At 65.8% G+C, this 12,915-nt stretch carries 11 protein-coding genes and 1 pseudogene; all 12 read right to left on the reverse strand.

Going from position 1 to position 12,915, the window contains the following annotated elements:
• Nucleotides 1–2: 2 nt before the first annotated feature.
• The 12 genes and pseudogenes from IEV99_RS12005 to IEV99_RS12060 all read right to left on the reverse strand — a co-directional run bounded on the left by IEV99_RS12005 (nt 3) and on the right by IEV99_RS12060 (nt 12,832).
• Nucleotides 3–1,511, reverse strand: coding sequence for an NADH-quinone oxidoreductase subunit M (locus tag IEV99_RS12005; RefSeq protein ID WP_188518028.1), 1,509 nt, complete (start codon nt 1,509–1,511; stop codon nt 3–5).
• A 1-nt stretch (nt 1,512) separates the two neighbouring features.
• On the reverse strand, nt 1,513–3,531 hold the full coding sequence (gene nuoL, locus IEV99_RS12010) for an NADH-quinone oxidoreductase subunit L (protein ID WP_188518029.1): 2,019 nt from the start codon (nt 3,529–3,531) through the stop codon (nt 1,513–1,515).
• Nucleotides 3,532–3,562: 31 nt separating this feature from the next.
• Nucleotides 3,563–3,871: an NADH-quinone oxidoreductase subunit NuoK gene (gene nuoK / locus IEV99_RS12015; protein WP_188518030.1), complete on the reverse strand. Its 309-nt coding sequence runs from the start codon at nt 3,869–3,871 to the stop codon at nt 3,563–3,565.
• A 10-nt stretch (nt 3,872–3,881) separates the two neighbouring features.
• Nucleotides 3,882–4,496 (reverse strand): NADH-quinone oxidoreductase subunit J, encoded by a 615-nt coding sequence (locus tag IEV99_RS12020; RefSeq protein ID WP_188518031.1) that lies wholly within the window; start codon nt 4,494–4,496, stop codon nt 3,882–3,884.
• Nucleotides 4,497–4,695: 199 nt separating this feature from the next.
• Nucleotides 4,696–5,184, reverse strand: coding sequence for an NADH-quinone oxidoreductase subunit NuoI (nuoI, locus tag IEV99_RS12025; protein WP_188518032.1), 489 nt, complete (start codon nt 5,182–5,184; stop codon nt 4,696–4,698).
• Between the two features lie 102 nt (nt 5,185–5,286).
• Nucleotides 5,287–5,532, reverse strand: a complete 246-nt coding sequence (locus IEV99_RS12030; protein ID WP_188518033.1) for a hypothetical protein — start codon at nt 5,530–5,532, stop codon at nt 5,287–5,289.
• Nucleotide 5,533: 1 nt separating this feature from the next.
• Nucleotides 5,534–6,547: an NADH-quinone oxidoreductase subunit NuoH gene (nuoH, locus tag IEV99_RS12035; protein WP_188518034.1), complete on the reverse strand. Its 1,014-nt coding sequence runs from the start codon at nt 6,545–6,547 to the stop codon at nt 5,534–5,536.
• 11 nt (nt 6,548–6,558) lie between these two features.
• Nucleotides 6,559–8,637: an NADH-quinone oxidoreductase subunit NuoG gene (gene nuoG, locus IEV99_RS12040; protein ID WP_188518035.1), complete on the reverse strand. Its 2,079-nt coding sequence runs from the start codon at nt 8,635–8,637 to the stop codon at nt 6,559–6,561.
• A gap of 14 nt (nt 8,638–8,651) precedes the next feature.
• Nucleotides 8,652–9,962, reverse strand: coding sequence for an NADH-quinone oxidoreductase subunit NuoF (gene nuoF / locus IEV99_RS12045; protein WP_188518036.1), 1,311 nt, complete (start codon nt 9,960–9,962; stop codon nt 8,652–8,654).
• A 117-nt stretch (nt 9,963–10,079) separates the two neighbouring features.
• Nucleotides 10,080–10,967, reverse strand: a pseudogene (gene nuoE / locus IEV99_RS12050) (NADH-quinone oxidoreductase subunit NuoE); the annotation flags it as partial.
• A 48-nt stretch (nt 10,968–11,015) separates the two neighbouring features.
• Nucleotides 11,016–12,206, reverse strand: coding sequence for an NADH-quinone oxidoreductase subunit D (locus tag IEV99_RS12055; protein ID WP_188518038.1), 1,191 nt, complete (start codon nt 12,204–12,206; stop codon nt 11,016–11,018).
• A gap of 11 nt (nt 12,207–12,217) precedes the next feature.
• Nucleotides 12,218–12,832: an NADH-quinone oxidoreductase subunit C gene (locus tag IEV99_RS12060; protein ID WP_188518039.1), complete on the reverse strand. Its 615-nt coding sequence runs from the start codon at nt 12,830–12,832 to the stop codon at nt 12,218–12,220.
• Nucleotides 12,833–12,915 lie beyond the last annotated feature (83 nt).

Below are 12,915 nucleotides of genomic sequence, written 5' to 3' on the forward strand. Positions count from 1 at the left end.
CCTCAGTGCGCCAGGGCGGCGGTTTTCGCAGCGGCGCCGAGCGCAGCCTGCGTGGTCTTAAGCAGGGAGTCTGTGGAAGCCGCGAAGGCGTCCAGCACGGGGGCCGGATGCACGCCGTAGTAGATCGTCAGCAGGATCAGCGGAACAAGCAGGCCGAGCTCGCGCGGCGACAGGTCTAGCATGCCCTTCAGGCTCGGCTTCTCGAAGGGGCCGAACATCACGCGGGCGAACAGCCAGAGCGCATAGCAGGCCGACAGGATCACGCCCGTGGTGGCGATGAACGCCACCCAGGTGTTGGCCCGGAACGCGCCCAGCAGCGTCAGGAACTCGCCGACGAAGCCCGAGGTGCCCGGCAGGCCGACATTCGCCATGGTGAACACCATGAAGGCGACGGCGTAGCGCGGCATACGGTCGGTCAGGCCGCCATAGGCCGCGATGTCGCGGGTGTGCATGCGGTCGTAGACGACGCCGACGCACAGGAACAGCGCGCCCGACACGATGCCGTGGCTCACCATCTGGAACATCGCGCCCTGGATGCCCTGCGGCGTAAGCGTGAATAGCCCCATGGTGACGAAGCCCATATGCGCCACGGACGAATAAGCGATGAGCTTCTTCATGTCCTCCTGCATGAGGGCGACCAGCGACGTGTAGACGATCGCGATCACCGACAGCGCGAAGACGAAGGGCGCGAAATACAGCGACGCATCCGGGAACATCGGGATCGAGAACCGGATGAAGCCATAGCCGCCCATCTTCAGCAGGATTGCGGCGAGGATCACCGAACCGGCCGTCGGCGCCTCGACGTGCGCGTCGGGGAGCCAGGTGTGCACCGGCCACATCGGCATCTTCACCGCGAAGGAGGCGAAGAAGGCGAGCCACAACCAGTACTGCATGCCGTGCGGGAACTTGTGCGCCAGCAGCGTCGGGATGTCGGTGGTGCCCGCGTCCCAGTACATCGCCATGATGGCGACCAGCATCAGCAGCGAGCCGAGCAGCGTATAGAGAAAGAACTTGAAGCTGGCGTAGATGCGCCGCTTGCCGCCCCAGATGCCGATGATCAGGAACATCGGGATCAGGCCGGCCTCGAAGAAGACGTAGAACAGCACAAGGTCGAGCGACGCGAAGACGCCGATCATCAGCGTCTCCAGCACCAGGAAGGCGATGAAGTATTCCTTGATGCGTTTCTCGACCGAGACCCACGACGCCACGATGCAGAACGGCATCAGGAACGTGGTCAGCATCACGAACGGCATCGAGAAGCCGTCCACGCCGAGCTTGAAGCGGATCGTCTCGGAGAGCCAGGAGCCGTCTTCCACCAGCTGAAAAGCCGGGTTGGCGATGTCGAAGCGCCCCCAGGCCACCAGCGACAGCAGGAAGGTCGCGACCGTCGCGAGCAGCGAGATCCAGCGGATATTCTTCTGGCCGGCTTCCGTGTCGTCGCGCGTGATCAGGACGAACAGCGCGCCGGCGAGCGGCAGGACGAGGAGGCCCGTGAGCAGGTGGGACATCATCTCAGTGGGCTCCGCCGAACATGTACCAGGTGATCAGCGCGGCGACGCCGATCAGCATCGCGAAGGCGTAGTGGTAGACATAGCCGGTCTGCAGCCGCACGACCGCGTTGGTGACGTCGACCACGCGGGCGGACACGCCGTCCGGGCCCATGCCGTCGATCACCAGGCCGTCGCCCTTCTTCCACAGGAAGCGACCGAGCCACTTGGCCGGGCGCACGAAGATGACGTCGTAGAGCTCGTCGAAGTACCACTTGTTGAGCAGGAAGCGATACAGCGTGGGCTGGCTCTCGGCGAGTTGGCGCGGCAGGTAGGGCTTCTGCACGTAGAAGATGTACGCGACCACGAAGCCGATGATCATCTCCACCGTGGGCGAATACTTCACCCAGCCCGGAACCTCGTGGATCGCATGCAGGATGTGATTGTCGGGGCCGGTATGCACGGCTCCCTTCCAGAACTCCTCATACGCATGCCCGAAGAAGAAGCTCTCGAAGGCGAGGCCGGCGAACAGAGCGCCGACGCCCAGCACGCCGAGCGGGATCAGCATGCTCAGCGGCGACTCGTGCGGCTCATGGTGGCCGTGCCCATGGTCGCCCGCATGGGCGTGCGAACCGTGGCTGTCGTCCTCGGATTCCACGTGGCCGCTCGCATGGGCGTCGTGCCCGTGCGCGGTGTCCCAGCGCGGCTGGCCCATGAAGGTGAGGAAGAACAAGCGCCAGGAGTAGAACGAGGTCAGCCCTGCCGTGATCGACAGCAGGATGAACGCGTAGGCGTTGCCATAGGTATGCGTCGCGTAGGACGACTCGATGATGGCGTCCTTGGAGAAATAACCGGCCGTGAGCGGGAAGCCAGTCAGCGCCAGCGTGCCGACGGCGAACATCGCGGTGGTGAACGGGATCTTGCGCGCCAGGCCGCCCATGTGGCGAATGTCCTGCTCGTGATGCATCGCGTGGATCACCGAGCCGGCGCCAAGGAACAGCAGCGCCTTGAAGAACGCGTGCGTGAACAGGTGGAAGATGCCGGCCCCATAGGCGCCCGCGCCGAGCGCCACGAACATGTAGCCGAGCTGCGAGCAGGTCGAATAGGCGATCACGCGCTTGATGTCGTTCTGCACGAGCCCGATCGTGCCGGCGAAGAACGCCGTGGTGGCGCCGACGAACAGCACAGCCGACATGGCGACCGGAGACGTCTCGAACAGCGGCGACAGGCGCGCCACCATGAACACGCCGGCCGTCACCATTGTGGCGGCGTGGATCAGCGCCGACACGGGCGTCGGGCCCTCCATGGCGTCCGGCAGCCAGGTGTGCAGCAGGAACTGCGCCGACTTGCCCATCGCGCCCATGAACAGGAGCAGGCACGCGATCGTCATCGCGTTCCAGTCATAGCCGATGAAGTGGAACGTGCCCTTGGCGATCTCCTCCACCTTGGGGAAGATCTCCGAGAACGCCACCGAGCCCGTCAGCACGAAGACGAGGAAGATGCCGAGCGCGAAGCCGAAGTCGCCGACGCGGTTGACGATGAAGGCTTTCATGGCGGCCGCGACGGCCGAAGGCTTGTTGTACCAGAAGCCGATCAGCAGGTAGGAGGCGAGGCCCACGCCCTCCCAGCCAAAGAACATCTGCACCAGGTTGTCGGCCGTCACGAGCATCAGCATCGCGAAGGTGAACAGCGACAGGTAGGCGAAGAAGCGCGGCCGGTGCGGATCCTCGTGCATGTAGCCGATGGAGTAGAGGTGAACCAGCGACGAGACGCTGTTCACCACCACCAGCATCACGACCGTGAGCGTGTCGACCCGGAAGGCCCAGTCGACCTTGAGGTCGCCCGAGACCATCCACTGGGCGACCTGAACGCGCGTTTCGCCATGGCCGAGGCCGACCTGGAAGAACGCCACCCAGGAGAGCAGCGCCGCCGCCATCAGAAAGGCGGTGGTGACGATCTCGCTGGCGCGCGCGCCAATAATGCGGCCGAAGAGGCCCGCGATGAGGAAGCCGACGAGCGGCAGGAAGACGATGGCCTGATACATGTCCGTTTCCCGTCGGGGGACTTACCCCGAGTCAGCCCTTCATCATGTTGATGTCCTCAACCGCGATGGTGCCGCGGTTGCGGAAATAGACGACGAGGATCGCCAGCCCGATGGCGGCTTCGGCCGCCGCCACGGTGAGGATCAAAAGCGCGAAGACCTGGCCGACGAGGTCGCCGCCGAAGGTCGAGAAGGCCACCAGGTTGATGTTGACGCCGAGCAGGATGAGCTCGACCGACATCAGGATCACGATGACGTTCTTGCGGTTGATGAAGATGCCGAACACGCCCAGCGTGAACAGCATGGCGGCGACGGTCAGGTAGTGCCCGAGTCCGATGATCATCGTCTAGCCCTCAAACGCCCTGCCCGAACGGCACTTTCTTGATCTCGACCGCATCCTGCGGCGTACGGGCGACCTGCCGTGAGATGTCCTGGCGCTTCACGCCGGGCTTGTGGCGCAGCGTGAGCACGATGGCCCCGATCATCGCCACCAGCAGGATCAGGCCCGACGCCTGGAAGAAGTAGAGATATTGCGTATAGAGCACGCGCCCGAGCGCTTCCGTGTTGCTCACCAGCGCATCGGCCGAAGGCGCAGCCGTGACCGGCACCTTCAGCGCCCCCGGCTGCACCAGATAGGTGGTCACCACCAGCACGAGCTCGATCAGCAGCATCAGCGCCACGACCGCGCCGAAGGGCAGGTAGCTCAGGAAGCCTTGCCGCAACTCGGCGAAGTCCACGTCCAGCATCATGACGACGAACAGGAAGAGCACCGCCACCGCGCCGACATAAACGACCACAAGGATCATCGCCAGGAACTCGGCGCCCATCAGCAGGAAGAGCCCAGCCGCGTTCACAAAGGCGAGGATCAGGAACAGCACCGAATGAACCGGGTTCTTCGACGAGATCACCATCAGGGCCGACGCCAGGGTGATGCCCGCGAAGAGGTAGAAGAAGAAGGCGGCCGCCATCGTGCAGGTCCTCACCGGCCGTCGGGCGACGGCCTCGTCTGATCCTCGGAACCAAGCCATCCGGCCCGGATCTCAGTGCGGAGAACGGCCGAACACGGCCATCCTGGAACTCTTGGCGTCGGCAAGGACGCCGCGCCGTCTATAGACGCCGATTCCCGGAGCGACAACCCAACTTCGGACTGCCTCCGGCCAACGGCGCTCAGCGATACGGCGCGTCCTGCGCGATGTTGCGCGCAATCTCGCGCTCCCACCGGGCTCCGTTATCGAGCAGCCGTTCCTTGTCGTAGAACAGCTCCTCGCGGGTCTCGGTGGAGAACTCCATGTTCGGGCCTTCGACGATGGCGTCCACCGGGCAGGCTTCCTGGCAAAAGCCGCAATAGATGCACTTCGTCATGTCGATGTCGTAGCGGGTCGTGCGCCGCGTGCCGTCGTTGCGGCGCGGGCCGGCCTCGATGGTGATCGCCTGCGCCGGGCAGATCGCCTCGCACAGCTTGCACGCAATGCAGCGCTCCTCGCCGTTTGGATAGCGGCGCAGCGCATGCTCGCCCCGGAAGCGCGGCGAGATCTGGCCGCGCTCATAGGGATAATTCAGCGTCGGCTTCGGCTTGAAGAAGTAGCGCATGGACAGCACGAACGCGTCCAGGAACTCCTTCAGGATCAAAGACTTTGCAGCCTGGGCGAATGCCATTCGGGTCTCTCCCGGCGCTCTCGCGCCGTTTGCATTTGATCGGCGCTCGCGCGCCATCTCGTCACCACGCCGTTCAGGACCCCTGCCCTGCCGGCGCGCCATTCAGCGTCCCGCGATCGTCAACCCCAGCAGGTATCCGATCACCGGGAAAAACAGCACGGTCCCGATGAAGAGCACGATGCGCAGAATGCGCAACTTGCGTTCGAAGACCGCCTTTTGCTCCGCGCTGCTGGAATCGTCCAGCTTGCGAAGCCTTCCCTCCACCACGCCGCTGACGACGCGATAGTCGACATAGCCAAGCGCCAGTCCGACCCCGGCCCCGATCAGGCCCGCGACGGACGGCTCCATCTCAGTGCCCCGGCGCCCAGCCGGTGAACTGCAGCACGCCGGCCACGATCACCACCATGGCGAGCGAAATCGGCAGGAACACCTTCCAGCCAAGGCGCATCAACTGGTCGTACCGGTAGCGAGGCACGAACGCCTTCACCATGGCGATCAGGAAGAACATGAACGATGCTTTGAGCACGAACCAGATCACGCCCGGGATCCAGGTGAAGGGCGCGAACGGGATCGGCGACAGCCAGCCTCCAAGGAACAGGATCGTCATCAGCGCGCACATGGTCATGATGGCCACGTACTCGCCCAGCATGAACAGCAGGTACGGCGTCGACGAATACTCGACCATGAAGCCGGCCACGAGCTCGGACTCGGCTTCCACCAGGTCGAAAGGCGGCCGGTTCGTCTCGGCCATCGCCGAGATAAAGAAGATCACGAACATCGGCAGCAGCGGCAGCCAGTACCAGCCGAACAGGCCCGCGCGGGTGTCCTGCGCGTTGACGATGTCGGTGAGGTTCAGCGACCCGACGCAGAGCAGCACCGTGATGATCACGAAGCCGATCGAGACCTCGTAGGACACCATCTGGGCCGCCGAGCGCAACGCCGACAGGAACGGGTACTTCGAGTTCGACGCCCAGCCGCCCATGATGACGCCGTAGACGCCCAGCGACGAGATCGCGAAGAGGTAGAGGATGCCGACATTGATGTCGGCCAGCGCCCAGCCGTCGCTGAGCGGGATCACGGCCCAGGCCGAGAGCGCCAGCAGCGTGGTGACGAACGGCGCCAGGAGGAAAATGCCCTTGTTGGCGCCGGACGGGATCACCGGCTCCTTCAGGGCGAACTTCAGCAGGTCCGCGAAGGACTGCATCAACCCCCAGGGACCCACCACGTTGGGACCGCGCCGCAGCTGCACGGCCGCCCAGACCTTGCGGTCGCCATAAAGCGCGAAGGCGATGAACACCAGGAGGCAAACGATGAGCAAGAGGCTCTTGCCCAGCATCAGCAGCACGGAAAGGAAGAGATCCATCGTCCTGTTCCTTACTCGGCCGCGACGGCGACGCCGCCCTGAGCCAGCGCCGAGCACTCGGCCATCACGGCCGACGCGCGCGCGATCGGATTGGTGAGATAGAGGTCCGTCACGGCGCGGCGGAACGGCGCCTTGTCGGTCGTCCCGGCGGCGTTCGCCAGCCCGGACAGTCCGGCGAAATCCGCCGGCGTGATGCGGTCGATGGCGGCCATGTGCGGGTAGTCGGCAAAAAGCTTCGCCCGCAGTTGCGGCAGCGAGTCGAACGGCAGGCGCTGGCCGAGCACGTCCGACAGGGCGCGCAGGATGGCCCAGTCTTCCTTGGCGTCGCCAAGGGGGAAGCTCGCGCGGGCGCCGAGCTGAACCCGGCCTTCGGTGTTGACGTATGTCCCGCTCTTTTCCGTGTAGGCCGCGCCCGGCAGGATCACGTCGGCGCGATGCGCGCCGCGATCGCCATGCGTGCCCTGGTAGATCACGAACGCGCCCGGGGCGACGTCGATCTCGTCCGCGCCGAGCAGGAAGGCGACGTCGAGCGCGCCAGGAGCCGCCATCGCAAGAGCGTCGAGGCTGCCGTCACCCGGCACGAGGCCGAGATCGAGCGCGCCGACGCGGGCGGCGGCCGTGTGGAGCACGCTGAAGCCGTTCCATTCGGCCGTGACAGCGCCCACCGCCTGCGCCAGCTTAGCGGCGAGCGCCAGGATGGCCTCGCCGTCCGGACGCATCAACGCGCCCTGCCCGACGATGATCAGCGGCTTCTTGGCGTTTTTCAGCGCGTCCGCGAAGCCGACCGAGCCGTCGAGCACGCCTGCCAGCGTCTCGGCGCCGGCGCCGAGCACCTGCACGTCATAGGTGAGGTCGACCGGCTCGCCGATCAGCCCGACCGGCAGCGGCGCCATGCGCCAGCGCTTGCGGATTCGGGCGTTGAGCACCGGCGCCTCGCGCCGCGGATCCGTGCCGACCAGCAGAACCGCGTCCGCCTCCTCGATGCCCATCACGGTGCTGTTGAACAGGTAGGACGCGCGCCCGAACTTCGGGTGCAGCTTGGTCCCGTCCTGCCGGCCGTCGATGTTGGCGACGCCCAGCGAGGCGGCGAGCAGCTTCAGCGCGTACATCTCCTCAACGGAGGCGAGATCGCCCGCGATGAAGCCGACGCGCTTGGGATCGGCGCCCTTCAGCCTGGCCGCGACGGCCTGGAAGGCCTCGCCCCAGGACGCCGGCCGCAACTGGCCGTTGACCCGCACATAGGGCTTGTCGAGGCGCTGCGTCTTCAGGCCGTCCCAGATGAAGCGGGTCTTGTCGGAGATCCACTCCTCGTTCACGGCCTCGTTGAGCCGCGGCAGGATGCGCATGACCTCGCGGCCGCGCGCGTCGACCCGGATGGCCGAGCCGAGCGCGTCCATGACGTCGATGGACTCGGTCTTGGACAGCTCCCACGGCCGGGCCTTGAAGGCGTAGGGCTTGGACGTCAGCGCGCCAACCGGGCAAAGATCGATGACGTTGCCCTGCAATTCGGACTGCATGGCGCTTTCGAGGTAGGAGGTGATCTCCATGTCCTCGCCGCGGCCGATGGCGCCGAGATCCGGTACGCCCGCGACCTCGGTGGAGAAGCGGACGCAGCGCGTGCACTGGATGCAGCGGTTCATCTGCGTCTTTACGAGCGGGCCGATATACTTATCCTCGACCGCGCGCTTGTTCTCGGCGAAACGGGACGTGTCGACGCCGTAGGCCATCGCCTGGTCCTGCAGGTCGCACTCGCCGCCCTGGTCGCAGATCGGGCAATCCAGCGGGTGGTTGATGAGGAGGAACTCCATCACCCCCTCGCGCGCCTTCTTCACCATCGGCGACTTCGTGGAGATCACTGGCGGCTCGCCGTTCGGGCCCGGCCGGCAGTCGCGCACGGCCCAGGCGCACGACGCGACAGGCTTCGGCCCGCCCTTCACCTCGACGAGGCACATGCGGCAGTTGCCGGCGATCGAGAGCCGCTCATGGAAGCAGAAGCGCGGGATCTCGGCGCCGGCTTCCTCGCACGCCTGCAACAGCGTGTACTCAGCCGGAACGTCGAGCTCGATGCCGTCGACGATGATCTTGGTCATCGATGCACTCTTTCTTATTCCGCCGCCACGCCGAAATTGCGGACAGGCTCGCTGTGCGGGTTGGCGGCGTACTGGTCGATACGCGCCTCGATCTCGTGGCGGAAATGAGCGATCAGGCCCTGCACCGGCCAGGCCGCCGCATCGCCGAGCGCGCAGATGGTGTGGCCCTCGACCTGCTTGGTCACTTCCAGCAGCATGTCGATCTCGCGCTTCTGGGCGCGACCCTCGGCCATGCGGGTCAGCACGCGCCACATCCAGCCCGTGCCCTCGCGGCACGGCGTGCACTGGCCGCAGCTCTCGTGCTTGTAGAAGTAGCTGATGCGCGCGATCGCCCGGACGATGTCGGTCGACTTGTCCATCACGATCACGGCCGCGGTGCCAAGGCCCGACTTCAGCTTCGACAGGCTGTCGAAGTCCATCGGCGTGTCGATGATCTGGTCGGCCGGCACCATGCGGACGGACGAGCCGCCCGGGATCACGGCCTTCAGATTGTCCCAGCCGCCCCGAATGCCGCCGCAATGGCGGTCGATCAGCTCGCGGAAGGTCAGGCCGAGCTCTTCCTCGACGTTGCAGGGCTTGTTGACGTGCCCCGACACGCAGAAGAGCTTGGTGCCAACGTTGTTGGGCCGGCCGATGCCCGCGAACCAGGCCGCGCCGCGGCGCAGGATGGTACCCGCAACCGCGATCGACTCGACGTTGTTCACGGTCGTCGGGCAGCCATAAAGGCCCATATTGGCCGGGAACGGCGGCTTCAGCCGCGGCATGCCCTTCTTGCCTTCCAGGCTCTCCAGCAGCGCGGTTTCCTCGCCGCAGATGTAAGCGCCGGCGCCATGGTGGACGTAGATGTCGAACGGCCAGCCATGGACGTTGTCCTGGCCGACCAGACGCGCCTCGTAGGCCTCGTCCACGGCGCGCTGCAGCGCCTCGCGCTCGGCGATATACTCGCCGCGCAGGTAGACGTAGCAGGCGTTGGCGCCCATCGCGAAGGAGGCGATCAGGCAGCCTTCGACCAAAAGATGCGGGTCATGCCGCATGATCTCCCGGTCCTTGCAGGTGCCAGGCTCGGATTCGTCGGCGTTGACAACGAGGTAGCTTGGGCGCCCGTCAGACACCTTGGGCATGAACGACCATTTCAGGCCGGTCGGGAAGCCCGCGCCGCCGCGGCCGCGCAGGCCCGACTTCTTCATTTCGTCGACGATCCAGTCCCGGCCCTTCTCGAGCAGGAACTTGGTGCCGTCCCACGCGCCGCGCATCTGCGCGGCCTTCAGGCCGGGAGACTGGAGGCCGTAGAGGTTGGTGAAAATGCGATCGCGATCAGCCAGCATGTCCGCTCACCCCTTCGCCGGTTCGTCGCCGGCGGGCTTCTTGGCGTCGCCCTGGTTCGGGTTGGCCGTGTACGACGACGCCTTGTCGAGCGTGGGCGCTTTCGGGCGCGTCGACGTTGGCTCGTCGGAGGTCGACTTGGTGGCGTCGCCGGCCTTGGCCTTGTCGGCGGGAGACACCGCGTCCTTGCCTTCGGCGACCCGATGCGCCGGCGTGTCCGTCACGTTGCGACCAGCCGTGTCGTCGCTGGGCTTGCCGGGCTTCGGGTTGGCGGCGGCTTCCGCCGCGATCGCCTGGTCGGAAGCAGCCTTCTTTTCGGCGGCGTCCTTTTCGGCGGCGGCCGCCTTGGCCTTCGCCTCTTCTTCCTCGAAGCGCTTGCGCCACGCGCCCACGGCCGAGCCGTCATACAGCGCCGGATCGGTCAGCGTCGTCACGCCGCCCTCGGGCTCGGACGTGTGCCGGCTGTTCTGCGGACCCTTCTTCACGGGCCGGCCGGCGGCCAGATCGTCGAGCAGCTTGTTGAAGCTCTCGGGCGTCAGGTCCTCGTAGTAGTCGTTGTTGATCTGCACCATCGGGGCGTTGCAGCAGGCGCCAAGGCACTCGACCTCCAGCCAGGAGAACTGGCCGTCGGGGGTGACGTGGCGCTGGTCGCCGATGCGGTCGTGGCAGACCTTGATGATGTCCTCGGCCCCGCGCAGGCGGCACGGCGTCGTCCCGCACAGCTGGATGAAGTGCTTCCCGACCGGCTCCAGGTTGAACATCGTGTAGAAGGTCGCGACCTCGAGCACGCGGATATACGGCATGCCGAGCATCTGGCCGACATACTCGATCGCCGCCTTGGAGATCCAGTAGTCGTGCTGCTCCTGCGCGCGCCACAGCAGCGGGATCACGGCCGAGGCCTGCCGGCCCTCCGGATACTTCGCGATCACGCCCTGCGCCCAAGCCAGGTTCTCCGGCGTGAAGGCGAAGCTCTCGGGCTGCTCTGCGGCTAGTCTTCTGACTGACATGACGTCCTCATACCCGCACGAACCGCGCGGCGGCGCGTGCGCAAACGATCACCGATCCACCTCGCCGAACACGATGTCGAGCGATCCCAAAATCGCCGACACGTCGGCCAGCATGTGGCCGCGGTTCATGTGGTCCATGGCCTGGAGATGGGCGAAGCCCGGAGCGCGGATCTTGCAGCGATATGGCTTGTTGGTGCCGTCCGCCACCAGATAGACGCCGAACTCGCCCTTGGGCGCCTCAACGGCGGCGTAGATCTCGCCCTCGGGCACCCGGAAGCCTTCGGTGTAGAGCTTGAAGTGATGGATCAGCGCTTCCATGGAGCGCTTCATCTCGCCGCGCTTGGGCGGCGCGATCTTGCCGTCCAGCGTCGCGATGGGCCCCTGCCCGGCCGGCTCGCGCAGCTTGGCGACGCACTGCTTCATGATGCGCACGGACTGGCGCATCTCTTCCATGCGGATCACCTGGCGATCGTAGTTGTCGCCGTTGCGCCCGACCGGGATGTCGAACTCCATCTCCTCGTAGCACTCGTAGGGCTGCGCCTTGCGCAGGTCCCACGCGGCGCCCGAGCCGCGCACCATGACGCCCGAGAAGCCCCAGGCCCAGCACTCGTCCAGCGTGACGACGCCGATGTCGACGTTGCGCTGCTTGAAGATGCGGTTGCCGATGAACAGCGCGTCGAGATCGTCGAGCACCTTCAGAAACGGATCGCAGAACGCCTCGATGTCGTCGACCAGCTCCGGCGGCAGGTCGGCATGGACGCCGCCCGGCCGGAAATAGGCCGCATGCATGCGCGACCCGGAGGCGCGCTCGTAGAAGATCATCAGCTTCTCGCGCTCCTCGAAGCCCCACAGCGGCGGGGTGAGCGCGCCCACGTCCATGGCCTGCGTGGTGACATTGAGAAGATGCGACAGGAGCCGCCCAATTTCCGAGTAGAGCACCCGGATGAGCTGCGCGCGGCGCGGGACCGTTATGCCAAGGAGCTTCTCCACCGCCAGGCAGAAGGCGTGCTCCTGGTTCATCGGCGCGACGTAGTCGAGCCGGTCGAAATACGGGACCGACTGCAGGTAAGTCTTGGACTCGATCAGCTTCTCGGTGCCGCGATGCAGCAGCCCGATATGCGGGTCGACGCGCTCGACCACTTCGCCGTCGAGTTCCAGCACAAGGCGCAGCACGCCGTGCGCGGCCGGATGCTGCGGCCCGAAGTTGATCGAGAAGTTGCGGATGGCGGTTTCAGTCATGACCTATCGCCTCACGCCTTGGCCTTTTCGTCGCCCGGGAGCACGTAGTCGGCGCCCTCCCACGGCGACAGGAAGTCGAAGCTGCGGAATTCCTGCGTGAGCTTGACGGGCTCGTACACCACGCGCTTCTGCTCTTCGTCCCAACGAACCTCCACGAAACCGGTGGTCGGGAAGTCCTTGCGCAGCGGATGCCCCTCGAACCCGTAGTCGGTGAGGATGCGGCGCAAGTCGGGATGGCCGGAGAACAATATGCCGTAGAGGTCGTAGGCCTCGCGCTCGAACCAGTTCGAGGCCGGGAAGACCTCGATCGTGGATGGCACAGGCGTCACCTCGTCCGTCTGCACCTTGACGCGCACGCGCGTGTTCAGCCGCGGGGACAGCAGGTGGTAGACGACGTCAAAGCGCTTTTCGCGCGCCGGATAGTCGACGCCGCAAAGGTCGATGAAGCAGATGAAGCCGAATTGCGGGTCCTCGCGCAGCCGGCGCAGCACCGAGACGATCTGCGAGGCCTCGGCCTCAATCGACAGGTCGCCGAACGACACGCTCGTCCCAGTCACCGCGCCGGGAAGCGCGCCCTGAATGGCGTCGCCAAGCTGTTTCAGCGTCTCGTCCGTATGGACTGGCATGAGAACTGGCTTTCTTCGGTCAGTTTGCGCGGGAGCCGCGCTTGGAATTCGGACAGGCCGGGCAGGAAACGAACGGGCCGCGG

This window comes from Alsobacter metallidurans (assembly GCF_014636935.1).
In the GTDB taxonomy this organism is placed as follows: domain Bacteria; phylum Pseudomonadota; class Alphaproteobacteria; order Rhizobiales; family Beijerinckiaceae; genus Alsobacter; species Alsobacter metallidurans.

Bases quoted from the DNA above. Each gene is read 5' to 3' on its own strand.
- IEV99_RS12005 (WP_188518028.1), bottom strand. From the start codon at position 1,511: ATGATGTCCCACCTGCTCACGGGCCTCCTCGTCCTGCCGCTCGCCGGC.
- nuoL (WP_188518029.1), bottom strand. From the start codon at position 3,531: ATGTATCAGGCCATCGTCTTCCTGCCGCTCGTCGGCTTCCTCATCGCG.
- nuoK (WP_188518030.1), bottom strand. From the start codon at position 3,871: ATGATCATCGGACTCGGGCACTACCTGACCGTCGCCGCCATGCTGTTC.
- IEV99_RS12020 (WP_188518031.1), bottom strand. From the start codon at position 4,496: ATGGCGGCCGCCTTCTTCTTCTACCTCTTCGCGGGCATCACCCTGGCG.
- nuoI (WP_188518032.1), bottom strand. From the start codon at position 5,184: ATGGCATTCGCCCAGGCTGCAAAGTCTTTGATCCTGAAGGAGTTCCTG.
- IEV99_RS12030 (WP_188518033.1), bottom strand. From the start codon at position 5,532: ATGGAGCCGTCCGTCGCGGGCCTGATCGGGGCCGGGGTCGGACTGGCG.
- nuoH (WP_188518034.1), bottom strand. From the start codon at position 6,547: ATGGATCTCTTCCTTTCCGTGCTGCTGATGCTGGGCAAGAGCCTCTTG.
- nuoG (WP_188518035.1), bottom strand. From the start codon at position 8,637: ATGACCAAGATCATCGTCGACGGCATCGAGCTCGACGTTCCGGCTGAG.
- nuoF (WP_188518036.1), bottom strand. From the start codon at position 9,962: ATGCTGGCTGATCGCGATCGCATTTTCACCAACCTCTACGGCCTCCAG.
- IEV99_RS12055 (WP_188518038.1), bottom strand. From the start codon at position 12,206: ATGACTGAAACCGCCATCCGCAACTTCTCGATCAACTTCGGGCCGCAG.
- IEV99_RS12060 (WP_188518039.1), bottom strand. From the start codon at position 12,832: ATGCCAGTCCATACGGACGAGACGCTGAAACAGCTTGGCGACGCCATT.